This is a genomic window from Ralstonia sp. UNC404CL21Col (assembly GCF_000620465.1).
Classification (GTDB): Bacteria; Pseudomonadota; Gammaproteobacteria; order Burkholderiales; family Burkholderiaceae; genus Ralstonia; species Ralstonia flatus.
This window is the reverse complement of the sequence record NZ_KK211140.1, coordinates 1094754-1111768: the sequence shown is the minus strand read 5'-3', so window position 1 is coordinate 1111768 and position 17015 is coordinate 1094754. Positions and strand designations below refer to the sequence as shown.

The following is a 17015-nucleotide window of genomic DNA, read 5'->3' as shown; positions in this document are numbered from 1 at the left end:
ACTCTTGAAATGGATAGACAGGGCACAAGCTGCCCTTCAGACAGCCCAATATAATACCGGGTCAATCTCAGGCCGCCCCCGCACCATGAACGATGTCTTCCACGATTTTGTCGATACGCTGAGCTTTCCCCCGCTCGACGTGCAATTTGATGCCGCTACGCGCGGCAGCGTGCTGTGTGCGCCGACCGATCTGGCGCGCATCGCCGTCGAAGGCGCCGATGCCGCCGAGTTTCTCCATAACCAGCTGACTAACGCCGTCACGGGCCTGGGCCTGAACCAGGCGCGCCTGGCGGGCTATTGCTCGCCCAAGGGACGGCTGCTGGCCACGCTGCTGGTGTGGCGTCAGGCCGATACGATCGTGCTGCAGACCGACAAGGCCATCGCGCCGGCGCTGACCAAGCGCCTGTCGATGTTCGTGCTGCGCGCCAAGGCCAAGCTGCGCCCGATGGACGAGTTCATCGCCATCGGCGTCGCCGGGCCGGACGCGGCGGACGCGCTGCGTGAGGCCGGTGCCGTGTTGCCGGAGCCGGATACCGTCAACGCGGTGGCGCAGCAGCCTGCCACGGTCGGCCAGCAATTCGGCGCGGTCGTCCGCCTGCCGGATGCCGGCGGCCGCCCCCGCTATCAATGGATGGTGCATGCCGAGCACTTCCAGGACGCCTGGAAGACCCTGTCGTCGCGCCTGTCGCTGGTCGGCACCGAGGTGTGGGATTGGCTGAGCCTGCAAGCAGGTGTGCCGCACATCACCCTGCCGACCCAGGAGCAGTTCGTCCCGCAGATGGTGAACCTGGAGCTGCTCGGCGGCGTCGATTTCCGCAAGGGGTGCTACCCCGGGCAGGAAGTCGTGGCGCGCAGCCAGTATCGCGGCACGCTCAAGCGGCGCATGCAGCGCGCGCACGTCAACGCCCCCACCTCGGCCGGAGCCGAGGTCTACAGCGCAGCCGATCCGAACCAACCGTGCGGCATGGTGGTCAACGCAGCCATGGCGCCTGATGGCGGGACCGACCTGCTCGTCGAGTTGAAGCTGGACGCGCTCGACACCGCGATCCATCTCGCCACGCCGGACGGCCCGGCGCTGACGTTGCAGGCGCTGCCGTACGTCATTCCCGTTTCAGAAAACGCCTGATACCGCCCTCATCATGGCCGACCACCTGTTCGTCTACTTCCGCATCGCCGAGCGTGACGCTGCCGCTGCCCTGCCGCGCTGGCAGCGTTGGCTCGAGACCGTGGAAGAAGCGACCGGCGTGGCCGGCGCGTTGATGCGCCGCCCCGAAACACGCGACGGCCAGGCCACCTGGATGGAGTCTTACGACGACGTCCCGCCCGCATTTGCCGCCACGCTGGCGGCGCTGTGGGAAACCGGCGGCCCGCGCGAATTCGTCGCGGGTGAACGCCACGCAGAGCTGTTTGTCGATCTGGAAAACAGCTGACGGCGCCCTGCCGCAATCCTCATCGCAAAAATCCGGCAGGCTGCTATGCTTGGCCGAAGCCCGCGCGACACAGGTCGTCACATTGACCATTGGTCGTTCGTTGCGCGGCATGTTCAAAGGAAGTGCTCATGTGTTTGATTCTCACGGCCTGGCACGCCCACCCCGCCTACGCGCTGGTGGTGGCCGCCAACCGGGACGAATTCTATGACCGCCCTGCCGCGCCCCTGGCGTGGTGGAGCGACGCGCCCAATGTGCTGGCCGGGCGTGACATGGCCCAGGTGGTCGGTCACGCAGGCACGTGGATGGGCATGACGCGCGACGGCCGCTTTGCCGCGCTGACAAATTACCGCGCGCCGTCCGAGCGCCGGCCCGATGCACGCTCGCGCGGCGAACTTGTCTCCAACTTCCTGATGGCGGACGACATGTCGGTGCCCGCGTATCTCGACAGCCTCGCCGCCCGCGACCGAGCCTACAACGGCTACAACCTGCTGACCGCCACGCGCGACGAACTCTGGTGGACAAGCAACCGCGCCGAAGCACCGCGCAAGCTCGCGCCGGGCCTCTACGGGCTGTCCAACGCACTGCTCGATACGCCGTGGTTCAAGGTGCGGCATCGCATGGCCGCCTTTGCCGAAGCGCTGGCCGCAGATACGGGCCGGCACGGCAACGCGCTGGACGTGGCGCGCTATCTCGATCTGCTGTCGGAAACGCGTGAAGCACCGACCGGCGCCCTGCCCGCCACAGGCGTGGCGCCTGAGTGGGAGAAGCTGCTGTCCGCCGCCTTCATCCGCTCGCCGCGCTACGGCACGCGTGCCAGCACCATCCTGCGCATCCGCCACGACGGCTGCTTCGACGTGACCGAACGCCGTTTCGACGCCCAGGGCCAGATCGGCGAGACGCGCTATCTCGGCGTGCTCGATACCGTCACGCACGCCGATACGTAAGCGCTGCGTCGCTCAGGCCGCTTCCTGCCCAGCGCTGCTGGCCTGATCCACTTCCATTTCGGTGATGGCCGCGCCGCCCGGGCGCAACGCCGAATGTTCGCGCTTGGACTGCACCAGCGGATAGAACATCTGCGCCGTCCACGGCTCGGCGCCGAACAGCACGTCGTCCTGCAGACCAATCTTGGCGGGATATTTGCGCGTGATATGCGCGGTGCCGAACAGCACATCCCAGAAGAACAGCAGATTGCCGAAATTGCCTTTGTAGTGGCCAATGCCGTCGGCGTTGGTGAGTGCGTGATGCGCCCAGTGCGTGGCGGGTGTGGAAATCGTCCGCTCGATCACCCACATCAGCGGGCGCAGTACGCGGATGCGGTATAGCGGCGCATCCCAAGGCCAGGCGCAATGCGCGCCCACAATGACGGTCAGCTTGACGACCAGGTACGCCGCATAGACCGGCCCAAAGCCGAGGTACACGGCCACGCCGCCAATCCACAGCCCCGGCATCATCAGGTAGTAGAAGAAGTTGTTGCGGTACGTCACGCGCACGCTCATGTACGACGCGCTGTGGTGCGCACGGTGCAGCGGCCACAGCAGCGGTGTGTGCGAGGCGCGGTGCCAGAGGTATTGCGTCAGGTCATCGCCAACGAGCAGCAACCCGGTCATCGCCCACCAGGGCAGATCGGCCCAGGCGTTGTGCTGCGCCGGAATGAGCCACTTGCACAATGCGTTGCTGCCCAGCAGCGCGATCGGCTGCGTGACGGCGACAAGGCTGATGAACATCAGCGCTTCCAGCCACGCATCGTTGGCGGTGGCGCGGCCGCGCACGTTGGCTTGATAGCGCCGCGTCACGAATTCCATGGCGGCAAATCCAAGGATGCAGGCGACGATCAGCGCGTGCTCCATGTGCGAACTCATTGGTGTCTCCTCGCTTTTGTTGTGGAGACAAGCCTAGGAGTGCCACATCAATGCGTCCAATGCATAATGAACATCCGTTCAATGCATAGCACGCAACGTTATGGATTTGCGACGTCTCAGCCACGTGGTTGCCCTCGCCGACACGCTGCACTTCGCGCGGGCCGCGCAGGCGGTGCATCTGAGCCAGCCCGCATTCAGCCGCAGCATCCAGGCGATCGAGGAGGATCTCGGCATCCGCCTGTTCGATCGCGAAACCGGCGACGTGCGCCCCACACCGGCCGGCGAATTCGTCATCGAACGTGCGCGGCGCCTGTTGTTCGAAGCGCGCTGCCTGCAACGCGATGTCGATCTGTATCGCGACAGCCAGCTCGGCGGCACGGCGTTCGGCGTCGGGCCGCTCCTGACGGCCACGCTGATGCCGCAAGCGCTGCAGGAACTGCGGCGGCAGCATCCCCAAGTCGCGCTGCGCATGGAAGTCGGCAATTGGGTGCAACTGCTGGAGAGCCTGCGCAGCGAAAGCATCGAATTCTTTGCCGCCGATGTGCGCGACATGCCGAAAGACGCTGCGCTGGATATCCAACCGATCGGCGGCCAGCCCCCTCACCTGTACGTGCGGGCTGGCCACCCGCTTGCGGGGCACACGCACACGCTGCGCGAGGTCTGGGAATACGGTATTGCGGTACCGAAGCTCCTGAGCCCGTCAAAGGTGGAGCTGGCGATGCTGCTTGGTCTGCCGGCAGGCCAGGAAGCCAGCATCGCGTTGGAGTGCGACAACTACGGCGTATTGAAGACAGTGGCACTCACGACGGACACCGTGCTCGGTGCCACGGATGCAGCGGTGCGGGAGGAGCTGGAAACCGGCGCGCTGGTGCGGCTGGCGGTGAAGGGTTGGCTATCGCCGCCGTCGACCACGGGGATTGTGCGACTGCACGGCAGAACCGCGTCGCCGGCAGCGCAGGCAGCCATCGCAGCGATTGTGCGGGCCGCCCACGGCATCAACGTGTAAGCACGCGGCGCATGGTCCGGTGCGGAATGCCGGCCTCCTCGAACTCCTCGCCCTCGGCTGTAAAGCCCGCGCGCACGTAGAACGGCATGGCGTGCGTTTGCGCGTTCAGGATCAGCTCGGGGTAGCCCAGCGACTGCGCTTTGTCGATCAAGGCGTCCAGCACGCGCGCCCCGACGCCCGTGCCCCGTGCCTCCTTGCGCACCGCCATGCGGCCGATATGGCCGTCAGGCAGCAGGCGGCCCGTGGCGACGGCACGCCCGGCCGTGTCGTGTGCCAGCGCATGCCAGCACTCGTCATCCCATTCGTCCCATTCCAGTTCAACGGGCACGCCTTGTTCAGTGACGAACACGTCGTAGCGGATGGCGCGGGCTTCTTCGCGCACGGCGTCCCAGCGGGCAACTTCAACACCGGCAAGCGGGCGGACAGATTCAGGGGCAGTCATGCTCGGTTCTCACACTTCAGGCTTCAGGACTTCGAAATTGAGGATGCGCTCGCGCAGCGTGTCGGGAATCGGCGCGGAGGTCTGCGTGGCAGGGTCGGCACACACGTAGATGACTTCGCCGCTGACGAGGTGTTCGTCTGCGCGATACATCTCGATGATAAAGCGGATGCTGGAGCGGCCCAGGCGCGCCACGCGGCAGCGCAAGTCCAGCTCGTCGTCAAAGCGCGCGGAGGCGTGGTATTCGAGCGTGGATTTGACCACGTAGAAATCCACGCCGAAGGTATCGACCACATCCACCGGATACCGCACGCCGATGCTGCGCCAGTATTCGGTGATGCACACATCGGCGTACAGCAGGTAGTGGCCGTTGAAGACGATGCTCTGCGCATCGACTTCGGCCCAGCGTACGCGCAGGGGTGTGCTGTGGCGGAAATCCTCGATCGCCATGCGGTCTCCTTTCTTTGCTCTGGTTATGGGGATTCGGTCTCGGTGCCGAAGGCGCGGCGTAGCGCGTTGGCGGCGTCGCGGTGCGCGTCTTCCACGGCCGGCACGAAGCGCCCGATCTTGAAGAAGTCGTGAATCATGCCTTCGTACAGTTTCAGCTCGACCGGCACCTCGGCTGCGCGCAGCTTGTTGGCGTAGCCGATGCCGGCATCGCGGATCGGGTCGAAGCCCGCCACCGCAATCCATGCGGGGCATACGCCGGTCACGTCCGCGCCGTGGCCGCCTGCATCGAGCGGGGCGAAACGCCAGTCGTCGCGGTCGGCATCGCTGCGCAGGTATTGCGAGAAGAACCAGCGGATCATCTCGTGCGTCAGCAGGTAGCCCTCGGCAAACTCGCGGTGCGACGGCGTGGATTCGCGTGCGGTGGTGCCCGGATAGATCAGCAATTGCAGCACCGGCGCCAGGCCGCGATTGCGTGCCTCGATGGCGGTCACTGCGGCCAGCGTTCCGCCCGCGCTGTCGCCGCCGAACGCGATGCGCGCCGGGTCGGCGCCGATGGTGGCGGCTTCGTCGAACACCCACTGCAGCACGTCGAATGCGTCGTTCGCTGCGGTGGGGAATTTCCACTCGGGGCCAAGCCGGTAGTCCACCGACAACACCATCGCGCCCGATTTGGCCGCCAGCGACCGGCAAAGCTGGTCGTGCGTCTTGATGCTGCCTACCGTAAAACCGCCGCCGTGGAAATACACCAGCAACGGCAGCGGATCGGCCCAACTGGCCTCACGCGCCGCGTATGTGCGAACGGGGATGGCATGGCCGTCGCGCGCCGGCACCGTCAGGTCGTGCACGGCCTCCAGCGGGATGGCCGGGATATCGACGATGGGGCTGCTTTTTTCGTAGGCGATCTTGGCGTCGGCTGGGTCAAGGGCGTTCAGCGGCGGACGCTTGGCACGCGCCACCAGATCGAGCAACTGGGCAACGTGCGGGTCGAGAGATGGGTGCTGCATGCGGGGCGGGAACTGAACGATCGTTCTAATTTGGCTATCATCGGAGTATCCATTGAACCACGCCCGCGCGACAAGACGGGCGACGCAGGCAAACACCCTCCGGAGACAGCATGGCCCTCATCTTTTACCTCACCCACGTTCACCTCGGTTTCGGCACCGTCAACGAACTGAAAAGCGAATGCGCACGCGTCGGCATCCGCCGGCCGATGATCGTGACCGACAAGGGCGTGGCCGCCGCAGGACTCGCACAGCGCGCCATTGACGCCACGGGCGGCCTGCCCGTCACCGTGTTCGACGAAACGCCTTCCAACCCGACCGAGGCGATGGTGCTGAAGGCCACGGCGCAGTACAAGGACACCGGCTGCGACGGGCTGATCGCCATTGGCGGCGGCTCGTCGATTGACCTGGCCAAGGGCATCGCCATTGCGGCCACGCATCCGGAGCCGCTCACCACCTACGCGACCATCGAGGGCGGCAGCACAAAGATCACGGAAGCGGCGGCGCCGCTGATTGCGATTCCCACCACGGCTGGTACCGGCAGCGAGGTGGCGCGCGGCGCGATCATCATCCTGGAAGACGGCCGCAAGCTCGGCTTCCACTCGTGGCACCTGCTACCCAAGTCGGCCATCTGCGATGCGGAACTGACGCTGGGCCTGCCGCCCGCGCTGACGGCCGCCACCGGCATGGACGCGATCGCGCACTGCATCGAGACCTTCCTGGCGCCGGCGTTCAACCCGCCTGCGGACGGCATCGCCCTGGATGGTTTGGAGCGCGCATGGGCCAACATCGAACGTGCCACGCGCGATGGCGCTGACCGCGATGCGCGCCTGAACATGATGAGCGCGTCGATGCAGGGCGCGATGGCGTTTCAGAAGGGCTTGGGATGCGTGCATTCGTTGTCGCACCCGCTGGGCGGCGTGAAGGTCGACGGCAAGACGGGGCTGCATCACGGCACGCTGAATGCGGTGGTGTTGCCGGCCGTGCTGCGCTTCAACGAAACGGCCGAGACGGTGGTGCGCGACAACCGCTACGCCCGCATGCGCCGCGTGATGAACCTGCCGGCGGGCGCTGACCTCGCCCAGGCCGTGCATGACCTGACGGCGCGTCTGGGCCTGCCGACCGGCCTGCGCCAGATGGGCGTGCCCGAAGATGCGCTGGAACATGTCGTGGAAGGCGCCCTGCTCGACCACTGCCACAAGACCAACCCGCGCATTGCCACGGCGGACGACTACCGCCGCATGCTGGCGGAATCGATGTAACCCAGGCGCTCAGGAAACGAACGACCGAATCAGCGCGGTAACGCGCTCCGGTTGTTCGTGCACGACCCAGTGCGTGCCGTCGGGAATGCGCTCGAGGCGCATGTCCGGAATGAAGCGTTCCAGCCCGTTGAGCAGGCTTTTCGGCAGCGCCATGTCCATCTCGCCCCAGATCACGAGTGTGGGCACTTTAACGACAAACGCCTCGGGCGGCATCTGGTCGATGCGCAGCGGCGCCGTGCCTTCGGTGGGCGGGTGCAGCGGCGATGCGCGGTAATAGTTCACGCCGCCTGTCAGGCTATGCGAGCCGCCCTCGCCCGGCTGGCTCCAGGCCGCGTGATAGCGCGCCCGCACCTCGGGCGTGAACCATTCAGCCACGGGCTGGCCCATGCCGCTGAAGAAGCCCTCAAGCTTTTCGAAGTCGTTGGCGGCCAGCGCCTCCTCCGAGCCCGGCTTGCGCAGCCAGTTCATATACGCCGACGAGGCCTGCTGCGCCGGATCGCTCAGCAGCGCATTCGCAAACACCCAAGGGTGCGGCGAATTGACGATCACCAGCCGCTCGACCAACTCCGGATGCTGAATGGCGAGGTTCCAGCAGATCGCCCCGCCCCAGTCATGCGCGACCACAACCGCACGCTCATAGCCCAGCGCCGTGATGAACTGCGTCAGATCCTGCACCAGCAGTTTCGGGCGATACGCATCTACCGCAGCCGGCTTGCTCGACAGGTTATAGCCGCGCATGTCGGGCGCTACGGCAAAGTGCGTGTCGCCAAAGGCAGCCAGTTGCGCTTCCCACTCGTACCAGAATTCCGGAAAGCCGTGCACGAACAGCATCAGCGGCGCGCCACGCTTGCCGGCGCTGGCGTAATGCAGCCGCGTGCCGTTGGGCAGATCGGCGAATTGCGATTCCGTGATGGCGGCAGCCGTTGCAGTGTTCATGGCGATCTCGGCGTTGTGGCAGTCGTGGAGATGGAGTTACCCGCGCAGCGCATCGACCAGACGCGCGCGCACGTCCGGCTTGCCTTCAAACGGATCGGACGGATTGCGCTGCGAGATGATGTCTTCAAAGCGATGCTGCACGGGCGCCAGCGCGTGCGGATGCGAATAGATGTAGAAGCCCGCGTTGCGGATTGCATCGAAAGTCATCTGGCCGACCTGCTCGGCGGTGACCTTGCCGGAGCTGACCGCCTTTTCCGACATGGCGCGCGAAACGAGCTGCGACTTGGTGGGCGGCGCCGTGTTCGCCAGATCCTGTGGGCGGTTGCGGTCAGACTGCGTGATGCCGGTCGGCACGAAGTACGGGCACAGCACCGAGCAATGGATCTGTTCGGTGGCCAGGCTCAAGTCCTGGTACAGCGATTCGGACAGCGCCACCACCGCGTGCTTGGACACGTTGTAGATGCCCATGGCCGGCGCATTCAGCAGCCCCGCCATCGACGCTGTATTGACGATATGGCCCTCGTACGACGGATCCTTCTTCGCGGCTTCGAGCATCAGCGGGGTGAAGATGCGGACACCGTGGATGACGCCGTGCAGGTTCACGCCGAGCACCCAATCCCAGTCACGCTCGGAGTTTTCCCAGATCAGGCCGCCCGCGCCCACGCCGGCGTTGTTGAACAGCAGGTTGACCTTGCCGAATGTCTTGATGGCTGCATCGGCCAGCGCCTGGACGTCTTCCACCTTCGACACGTCGACACGCAGGCCGATCACTTCCACGCCCTGCGCCGAGAACTCCGCCACGGCGGCATCCAGCGCATCCTGCTGGATATCGGCCAGCACCAGCTTCATGCCCAACCCCGCGCCGATCTTGGCGAATTCCTTGCCGAAACCCGACGCACCGCCCGTGATGACGGCCACACCGCCTGCGAATTGCTTCATACGTGTCTCACTGATGTCGTTGTAGTAGGAAAGGCGATCGAGATGGCAAAGCCGTGTCAGCCTGCCGCCTCGACCTTGCGCACGGCATAGCCCACGCGCGGAAAATGCACCACCACCTGGCCGACGCGCGCATCTTCGCGCAGCACGCCGACGCTGTCGCGCGTGGAGACGACGAGGTCTCCTTCGACCGGGTCTACGCCGTAGTCGACTGCCGCCACCGTCACGCGCGTGCCTTTGGGCAGGCCGTAGCTGTCGTCGAAGGTGGCCTTCGCTTCAGGTTCCGTCAGCGCATGCGGCGTGGCGGCCTTGGCAATGTCCAGCGCCTCGGCCGACGTCATCGGTTGCGCCTGCGAGTGGCCGAACGAGGCAACGCGATGCATCCACGCCACCACTTCGGGGTGCGCATCGAGAACGCCCGCCACCGCCGTCGCGCGGCGGATGAACCACAGGCAGTGGTAGACGGAAAAGTCGGCCACGGTCGGCTGCTCGCCAAACAAGAAGATGCGTTCACCCGTGGCCAGCTGGCGCTGCAGTTGTGCCAGAAAGACATTCAGCGTGGAGGTGGCTTCCGGCAGTGGCGTGCGCAAGCCGGTACCGCCCACACGCATCGCCTTGCGGTCTTCCACGAAGGCTTTGACGAAGGCTTCCGGCGCATCGCCGAACAGGCTTTGAAAGCCCGCCGGCTGCGTCACGAATGTCGCCGTGGCCCAGAACAGCGTCGTATCGGCCCACTGCGCCATGGCGAACACCGCCGCTGCATGTTCGGACGGCACGAGCCGCGGCAGCGGATGAATCGATTCGAGCACCTGCGCGATCAGCGCCGTATCGCAGTAGATGTCGGCGCCGATCTGCAGGAACGGCGTGCGCCGGTAGCCGCCGGTGAGCGGCATCACATCGGGCTTGGGCAAGATCGGCGGCACCGTGACGGACTTCCACGGCTGGTCTTTGTAGCCGAGGATCAAACGCACCTTCTCAGAAAACGGCGAGGTGGCGTAGTGATGCAGGATCAAGTCCGTCATGCGGGCTCCAGAAATGTGCGTTGCCGATCAGTCGAGCAGATCGGGTTGTTCTTTGACGATGCGCGCATACAGCGGCTGGAACTGGAACCACCCCGCCTGCGCCGATCCGACGATCGAGTACGCCTGCCGGGCAGCGGCATCGGAAATCGTGCGCGGTGCATCGCCGGTGCGGGCGGCAGCGGCTTCGGCCAGCAACTGCACCTGGCAGGAGCGCTCCATCGTGATGAACCACCACGCGGCCTCGTCGACCGTCTTGCCCACCGTCAGCAGGCCGTGGTTTTGCAGGATGGCGGCCTTGTTGTCGCCCAGCGCTTCTGCAATGCGCTGGCCTTCGTCCAGCTCGACCACCACGCCGCCGAAATCGTCATACACGGCATGGTCGCCATAAAAGGCACACACGTCTTGCGTAAGCGGATCGAGCTTGCGGCCGAGTGTCGACCACGCGCGGCCGTACGTGCTGTGCGAGTGCGCAGCGGCCACCGCATCGGGCCGTGCCTGATGCACGCGCGAGTGAATCGCAAACGCGGCGGCGTTGACCGGGTAATCGCCTTCCACCACGTTGCCGTGGTGATCGCAGCGAATCAGGTTCGACACCGTCACCTGGCCGAAATGCACGCCGAACGGGTTGACCCAGAAGCTGTCCTGATGCTCCGGATCGCGCGCCGTGATGTGCCCGGCCACGCCTTCGTCGAAACCGAATTTGGAGAACAGCCGGAACGCTGCCGCCAGGCGCTGTTTGCGATGCAGACGCTCTTCGGCCACGGTGGCAAATTGCGGCGGACGCGGCAGGTTGCGATAGCGGGCAGCGGCCTCGGGGCTGAGGCTGGCGGCCATGCTGTCGGGCCGCTTCGCTTGCGTGGTTTCAGGTGCGTTCATGGTGTCTCCTTCACGCGTTTGTTGTGGGTGGGGCCATTCTGTGGCGGCCCTCGCCCGGCGGACTGTCAAGCGATTGACAGTCCGCGTGCAGCTCAGCTCAAACCAGCTTGACGAGTTGTTTGCCGAAGTTCTTGCCTTTGAGCAGGCCTATGAACGCTTCCGGTGCGCTCGCCAGGCCCTGCGCCACGCTCTCGCGGAACTTCAGCTTGCCCTGCGCCACGAAACCGCCCAGCTCGCGCAGTGCTTCAGGCCACACGTCCATGTGCTCGGAGACGATGAAGCCTTCGATGGTCAGGCGCGACACCAGGATCAACTGCGGGTTCTGCAGCGGCAGCGGCTGACCGTCGTAGCCGGCGATCATGCCGCACATGGCGATGCGGCCGAACGCGTTCATGCGCGAGAGCACCGCATCCAGGATCGCGCCACCGACGTTCTCGAAGTACGAATCGATGCCGTCGGGCGTCGCTTCCTTGAGCATCTTGTACAGCTCCTTCGGGTCCTTCGCGGCCTTGTAGTCGATGCAGGCATCAAAGCCGAGTTCGTTGACCACGTAATCGCACTTGTCCTTGCCGCCGGCAAAGCCGACCACGCGGCAGCCTTTGAGCTTGGCAAGCTGGCCGACCACGCTGCCCACGGCGCCGGAAGCGGCGCTTACCGCCACGGTCTGGCCGGGCTTCGGATGCATGATCTTGTTCAGGCCGTACCACGCCGTCACGCCCGGCATACCGACCGAACCGAGATACGCCGACAGCGGAATGTGGCGCGTATCAACTTTCTGAATGCCGCGCCCGTCCGACACGCCCACTTCCTGCCAGCCGAACATGCCGACCACGGCATCGCCCACAGCAAAGGACGGGTTCCTGGATGCTTCCACCACGCCCACCGTGCCGCCGATCATCACTTCATCCAGCGGCTGCGGTTGCGCATACGACTTGCTGTCGTTCATGCGGCCGCGCATGTACGGATCGAGCGACAGGAAATGGTTGCGCACCAGTACCTGGCCGTCCTGCAGCTCGGGGAGGTCCACCGTCTCCAGGCGGAAATTGTCGGGCGTCACGGCCCCTTGCGGGCGCGAAGCCAGAACGATGCGCTGATAGGTCTTCGACATGAAAAACGCTCCTGAATATCGGATATCGGTGTTGGGTCAGGTTGTTACTTGTGTTGCATGAAGTACTCGGCCAGCGCCGCATAGGCGCGATGCGTGACCGGGTCATTGGCAGCATTGGCAGCGACCGGGTGCGAGGCATAGCGCACGATCGTCATCTGGGCCACCGGATCAATATAGATGCGCTGGCCATGGATGCCGCGCGCTTCGAACGTGTGATGGTCATTGCCCGAAACCCACCACATGTTGCGATACGAATAGCCGGGCAGCGTCGCGTAGCCTGCCTTGGCAAACTTGGCCGGATCGCCGCCGCGGCGAATGTCGTCGATCACGCTCTTGGGCAGAATCTGCTTGCCGTTGAAGCGGCCGTCGTTGCGGATCATCTCGCCAAAGCGCGCCAGGTCGCGCAGCGTGGTGTTCAGGCCACCGCCTCCCGATTCCGTACCGATGCTGTCGACTGAGAAGTACGCATCGTCCTGTGCGCCCATCGGCTGCCAGATGCGCTCGGACAGCAGCGCCGCCAGCGATTTGTTCGACGCACGGCGCACGATCCACGCCAGTGTTTCCGCGTTGACGGTCTTGTACGAGAACTCCGCGTCGTGCTCGCCTTCCTTGCGCAGCGTCGTCAGGTAGTCGTAGAAATTGTCCGGGCCCTTGTAACCAGCGGGACGCGGCAGCATGCCGCCGGCGCGGGCGTAGGCCCAGACGTCGGCGTTCGGGTCGGCATAGTTTTCTGAGTAACGCACGCCCACGGTCATGTCCATGACCTGGCGCACGGTGGCGTCCCCGTAGGCGGTGTCCTTCAGCTCCGGCACGTATTGCGTCACGGGCGCTGCAGGGTCGAGCTTGCCGTCCGCCACCAGCATGGCGGCCAGCGTGCCGACAAACGATTTCGTGACCGACATGGCGATGTGCTGCGTATGTGCATCGAGCGCGCCAAAGTAGCGCTCGTAGATCACCTTGCCCTTGTGCATGACGAGGATGCCGTCGGTGTAGGTCAGCTTGAGCGCCTCGGCAAACGTACGGCGCGTGCCGTTCGGATCCGTAAACAGCACGCCGCTGATATCGCGCTCGGCACGCGGCAACTTGCTGACCGGGCCGTCGCCGTGCCAGACCACGCGCGTCGGCACGAACTCGCGCACGTGGCTGTAGCCGTAGCGCGTGCGCGGGAACATGTTGCCCGCCAGATCAAAACGGATCGTGCGATCGGGCGGCGGTGGGAAGCCCTGCATCCAGCCCATCTTGTTCGGGTCGGATTCGTCGGCCGTCAACGGCTTCTGCATCGGCGGTGTCGGTGCGGGCGGCGCCTGCACCGTGGTTTTCGTGTCAGCGGCCGGCGCGGCAGCAGGCGCGGAGCTGGAGGCGCATCCTTCCAAGGTCATGATCAGTCCGGTGCAGCAAAGCAGAGTGACGGCAAGGGCGGACGCCGTCCGCCGCGCGGGTTGTTGCATGGTTGTCTCCGTGGTTGCTCTTCTTGTGTGCCGGACGCTGTCCGGTGTGCAACTGGGTACTCGGGTACAGCAATTGCGGTGTTGACGCGTCAGCCGTCCGCACCGGGTTCGGGCGTGCGCGGCGGTGGCATGCGCTTGACGAACTTGAACGTGCCCGAGCTGCGTGCGACGAGCTTGTCATCTGCATCGCGCACCTCGCCTTCGCAGAACGCCATGGTCGTGGACTGATGCACGCAACGCGCGCTCGCCTTGAGGGTGCCGCGCCCGGGCTGCATGAACGCCGTCTTCATCTCGATGGTCACCACGCCGCGGCCATGCACGTCGGCCGAGCGCCCGGCCATGGCCATGGCGACGTCGAGCATCGTCATCGTCACGCCGCCGTGGGCCATTTCCCAGCTGTTCATGTGCTGCGCTTCGAGGGCGAGTTCGACCACGCCCTCGCCGTCGGCCACCTTCAGGCAGCGCATGCCGAGAAGCTTCAGGAAAGGAATGTCGATCGGAAAACCGTTGTTGTCTGCGTTCATGCTGCGTCAGAAAGAGTGAGAAGCAGCCGAAATTAGACCACGCTCACGCCGCCGTCGACGGCGAGGATCTGGCCGGTGATGTGCTTGGACGCATCCGACGCAAACAGCGCGGCCACGCCTTTCAGGTCTTCATCGTCGCCAATGCGGTGCAGCGGGGATTTTTCCGTCAGCTTGTCCACGCCGAGCTTTTCCAGCGAGCCGCGCGTCATCTTCGAGGGGAAGAAGCCCGGCGCAATCGCGTTGACGGTGATGTTGTGCTCGCCCCACTCGCCCGCCAGCGCGCGCGTGAAGTTGACCACCGCGCCCTTGCTGGTGTTGTAGGCAATCGTGTCCAGCGAGCCCGGCGGATTGCCCTTCAGGCCCGCAATCGATGCCACGTTGACGATCTTTCCGTACTTGCGCGGGATCATCGAACGCTTGCCGATCTGCTGCGTGAGCAGGAACAGCCCGCGGATGTTCAGGTTCATCACCTTGTCCCACGCTTCGACTGGGTGGTCTTCTGCCGGTGCGCCCCACGTCGCGCCCGCGTTGTTGACGAGAATGTCGACGTGGCCGAGCTTGGCCAGCGCCTCATCGGCCAGGCGCTGGATGTCGGCTTCGACGGCGCCGTCGGCGGCAATCCAGTCCGCCTCGATGCCAAGTGACTTCAGGTGCGCCTGCGCCTCCTTCAGCTCATCGGCCTTGCGGGCAGACAAGACGATGCGCGCGCCCTGCTCGCCCAGTGCCTCGGCAATCTGCAGGCCAAGCCCGCGCGAGCCGCCGGTGATCAGCGCCGTCTTGCCGGAAAGATCGAAGAGGTGTTTCAGCGTACCCATGGTGTCTCCAGTCGTTGTCGTAGTTAGAACCAGGCGTCCTGCATGTCCAGCGTGGTCGTGTCGAGCGAGCCCAGCAGCACGATCTGCGGGTCGATCTTCGGCAGTTCCCACTGGAAGAAATAGCGTGCGGCCTGCAGCTTGCCGCGGTAGAAATCGGCGTCTTCGCCTTGGGCGTTCGGCAATGCCTTGGCGGCGGCCAGCGCCTGCTCCAGCCAGATCCACGCGACGACCACGTGGCCGAACGCTTCCAGATAGACGGAGGCATTCGCCAGCGTCACGCGCGGGTCGCCAGCGGCCCACAGCGTCTGCGTGACCTTGGCCAGTTTCTGCGTCGCCATGCCGAGTGCGCGGCCGTAGCCGACCAGCGTTTCGTCGTCGGTTTCCAACGCGCGGCCGACGGTGGCCTGCACACGCTCACCCAGCGCGGCGAACGCAGCGCCGTCCTGCATCACGACCTTGCGGCCCAGCAGGTCCAGGCCCTGGATGCCGTGCGTGCCTTCGTGAATCGGATTCAGGCGGTTGTCGCGGTAAAACTGTTCGACGTTGTATTCGCGCGTGTAGCCGTAACCGCCGTGCACCTGGATCGCCAGGCTGTTGGCCTCCAGACACCACTGCGACGGCCAGCTCTTGGCAATCGGCGTCAGGATGTCGAGCAGCAGACCGAGTTTGGCGCGTTTGGCCGCGTCGGTTTCACCGCGCTCTTCATCGACGAGCTTGGCGCAATACAGGTTCAGGCCGAGCGCGCCTTCCACGTAGGCCTTTTGTGCAAGCAGCATGCGACGCACGTCGGCGTGATCGACGATGCGGACCTGCGCAGACGCGGCATCCTTGCCCGACGGCCCGACCGGACGCCCCTGCGGGCGATTGCGCGCGTAGTCGACCGCATGCAGATATCCCGTGTAGCCAAGCATCGTCGCGCCCATGCCGACGCCGATGCGCGCCTCGTTCATCATGTGGAACATGCACGCGAGGCCCTTGTGCGGCTCGCCGACGAGGTAGCCGATGGCGCCGGCGCGCGGCTGGCCGTCTGCGCCCTTTGGCCGGAACTGCGTGCCCTCGCCAAAGTTCAGCAGGCAGTTGGTCGTGCCGCGATAGCCCATCTTGTGGTTCAGGCCGGCGAGGACCACGTCGTTGCGTTCGCCGAGCGAGCCATCCGCATTGACGAGGAACTTCGGCACGATGAACAGCGAAATGCCCTTCACGCCGGGAATCAGCTTGCCGTCCGGCCCGGGAATCTTCGCCAGCACGAGGTGGACGATGTTCTCCGACAGTTCATGCTCGCCGGCGGAGATCCACATCTTGTTGCCGGTCAAACGGTATTGCGCGCCGAGCGGCGAATCGCCTTCGTATTCCGCGCGCGTGACGATGTCCGACAACGACGAACCGGCCTGCGGCTCCGACAGGCACATCGTGCCGTAGAAGCGGCCTTCCATCTCGGGCTGTACAAACGTTTCGATCTGCGCGGGCGTGCCATGCGCAAGCAGCAGATTCGCGTTGCCGATGGTGAGGAACGGGTAGGAGCTGGTGCCGACGTTGGCGGCCTTGAAGAAACCGAAACCGGCTTTCTCGACCACGGTCGGCAGCTGCATGCCGCCGCGTTCGAAGTCCTGCCCGGCTGCCATCAAGCCCGCCTTGTTGAAGGCGTCCAGCGCGACCTTCACCTCCGGAATGATGTGGACCTTGTTGCCGTCGAAGTGCGGTTCTTCTTGGTCGTTTTTCTTGTTATGCGGAGCAAACAGATCCGTTGCGATCCGCTCGCAGGTGTCGAGTGCGGCGTCGAAGGTTTCGCGGGAGTGGTCTGCGTAACGCGGAATGCGCGTGAGCGATTCGACGTTGAGCCATTCGTAGAGCAGGAAGCTGAGGTCGCGGCGGGATAGCAGTTTCGAGGACATGATGTTGGTGG

The 17015-nt window shown here is 65.1% G+C and carries 18 protein-coding genes; 5 read left to right on the top strand and 13 right to left on the bottom strand.

All coding sequences use genetic code 11. From position 1 onward, the window contains the following. The first annotated feature begins 85 nt into the window (after nucleotides 1–85). From ygfZ to N511_RS0123200, 3 genes are all read left to right on the top strand, one after another. Nucleotides 86–1126 (top strand): CAF17-like 4Fe-4S cluster assembly/insertion protein YgfZ, encoded by a 1041-nt coding sequence (ygfZ, locus tag N511_RS0123210; protein ID WP_027681437.1) that lies wholly within the window; start codon nucleotides 86–88, stop codon nucleotides 1124–1126. 13 nt (nucleotides 1127–1139) lie between these two features. Further along, on the top strand, nucleotides 1140–1430 hold the full coding sequence (locus N511_RS0123205) for a DUF4936 family protein (protein WP_027681436.1): 291 nt from the start codon (nucleotides 1140–1142) through the stop codon (nucleotides 1428–1430). Nucleotides 1431–1558: 128 nt separating this feature from the next. Then, nucleotides 1559–2374 carry an NRDE family protein gene (locus N511_RS0123200; protein ID WP_027681435.1) on the top strand — a complete coding sequence of 272 codons (816 nt, stop codon included), beginning with the start codon at nucleotides 1559–1561 and terminating at the stop codon, nucleotides 2372–2374. Nucleotides 2375–2386: 12 nt separating this feature from the next. Here the strand turns inward: N511_RS0123200 and N511_RS0123195 are convergent, their stop codons facing one another. After that, nucleotides 2387–3289 (bottom strand): sterol desaturase family protein, encoded by a 903-nt coding sequence (locus N511_RS0123195; RefSeq protein WP_027681434.1) that lies wholly within the window; start codon nucleotides 3287–3289, stop codon nucleotides 2387–2389. A gap of 100 nt (nucleotides 3290–3389) precedes the next feature. Here N511_RS0123195 and N511_RS0123190 point away from each other — a divergent pair, with 100 nt between their 5' ends. Continuing rightward, nucleotides 3390–4295, top strand: a complete 906-nt coding sequence (locus tag N511_RS0123190; protein WP_027681433.1) for a LysR family transcriptional regulator — start codon at nucleotides 3390–3392, stop codon at nucleotides 4293–4295. Here the strand turns inward: N511_RS0123190 and N511_RS0123185 are convergent. Genes N511_RS0123185 through N511_RS0123175 form a run of 3 tightly spaced genes read right to left on the bottom strand, consistent with a single transcriptional unit; the run spans nucleotide 4285 to nucleotide 6188 of the window. Then, nucleotides 4285–4737 (bottom strand): GNAT family N-acetyltransferase, encoded by a 453-nt coding sequence (locus tag N511_RS0123185; protein ID WP_027681432.1) that lies wholly within the window; start codon nucleotides 4735–4737, stop codon nucleotides 4285–4287. The genes N511_RS0123190 and N511_RS0123185 overlap by 11 nt on opposite strands. Before the next feature lie 9 nt (nucleotides 4738–4746). Continuing rightward, nucleotides 4747–5184: an acyl-CoA thioesterase gene (locus tag N511_RS0123180; RefSeq protein ID WP_027681431.1), complete on the bottom strand. Its 438-nt coding sequence runs from the start codon at nucleotides 5182–5184 to the stop codon at nucleotides 4747–4749. Between the two features lie 23 nt (nucleotides 5185–5207). Further along, nucleotides 5208–6188 (bottom strand): alpha/beta hydrolase, encoded by a 981-nt coding sequence (locus tag N511_RS0123175; protein WP_027681430.1) that lies wholly within the window; start codon nucleotides 6186–6188, stop codon nucleotides 5208–5210. A 110-nt stretch (nucleotides 6189–6298) separates the two neighbouring features. On the opposite strand from N511_RS0123175, the gene N511_RS0123170 reads away from it, so the two are divergent. After that, on the top strand, nucleotides 6299–7447 hold the full coding sequence (locus N511_RS0123170; protein ID WP_027681429.1) for an iron-containing alcohol dehydrogenase: 1149 nt from the start codon (nucleotides 6299–6301) through the stop codon (nucleotides 7445–7447). Between the two features lie 9 nt (nucleotides 7448–7456). Here N511_RS0123170 and N511_RS0123165 read toward each other — a convergent pair whose 3' ends face one another. From N511_RS0123165 to N511_RS0123125, 9 genes are all read right to left on the bottom strand, one after another. Then, nucleotides 7457–8383, bottom strand: coding sequence for an alpha/beta fold hydrolase (locus N511_RS0123165; RefSeq protein WP_027681428.1), 927 nt, complete (start codon nucleotides 8381–8383; stop codon nucleotides 7457–7459). 36 nt (nucleotides 8384–8419) lie between these two features. After that, nucleotides 8420–9322 carry an SDR family oxidoreductase gene (locus N511_RS0123160; RefSeq protein ID WP_027681427.1) on the bottom strand — a complete coding sequence of 301 codons (903 nt, stop codon included), beginning with the start codon at nucleotides 9320–9322 and terminating at the stop codon, nucleotides 8420–8422. A gap of 56 nt (nucleotides 9323–9378) precedes the next feature. Continuing rightward, nucleotides 9379–10341: a glutathione S-transferase family protein gene (locus tag N511_RS0123155; RefSeq protein WP_027681426.1), complete on the bottom strand. Its 963-nt coding sequence runs from the start codon at nucleotides 10339–10341 to the stop codon at nucleotides 9379–9381. A gap of 27 nt (nucleotides 10342–10368) precedes the next feature. Further along, nucleotides 10369–11217 (bottom strand): class II aldolase/adducin family protein, encoded by an 849-nt coding sequence (locus N511_RS0123150; RefSeq protein WP_027681425.1) that lies wholly within the window; start codon nucleotides 11215–11217, stop codon nucleotides 10369–10371. Between the two features lie 97 nt (nucleotides 11218–11314). Then, nucleotides 11315–12325, bottom strand: coding sequence for an NADP-dependent oxidoreductase (locus N511_RS0123145; RefSeq protein WP_027681424.1), 1011 nt, complete (start codon nucleotides 12323–12325; stop codon nucleotides 11315–11317). A gap of 44 nt (nucleotides 12326–12369) precedes the next feature. Further along, the gene (locus N511_RS0123140; RefSeq protein WP_027681423.1) at nucleotides 12370–13773 is read right to left on the bottom strand and encodes a serine hydrolase domain-containing protein; all 1404 of its coding nucleotides are present in this window, start codon (nucleotides 13771–13773) and stop codon (nucleotides 12370–12372) included. An 89-nt stretch (nucleotides 13774–13862) separates the two neighbouring features. Continuing rightward, nucleotides 13863–14297, bottom strand: a complete 435-nt coding sequence (locus N511_RS0123135; RefSeq protein ID WP_027681422.1) for a PaaI family thioesterase — start codon at nucleotides 14295–14297, stop codon at nucleotides 13863–13865. A gap of 32 nt (nucleotides 14298–14329) precedes the next feature. Further along, entirely contained in the window at nucleotides 14330–15112 is a 783-nt protein-coding gene (locus N511_RS0123130) for an SDR family oxidoreductase (RefSeq protein ID WP_012762008.1), read from the bottom strand. A 23-nt stretch (nucleotides 15113–15135) separates the two neighbouring features. Further along, a complete protein-coding gene (locus N511_RS0123125) occupies nucleotides 15136–17004 on the bottom strand; it encodes an acyl-CoA dehydrogenase (protein ID WP_027681421.1) in 1869 nt (622 codons plus the stop codon). Nucleotides 17005–17015 lie beyond the last annotated feature (11 nt).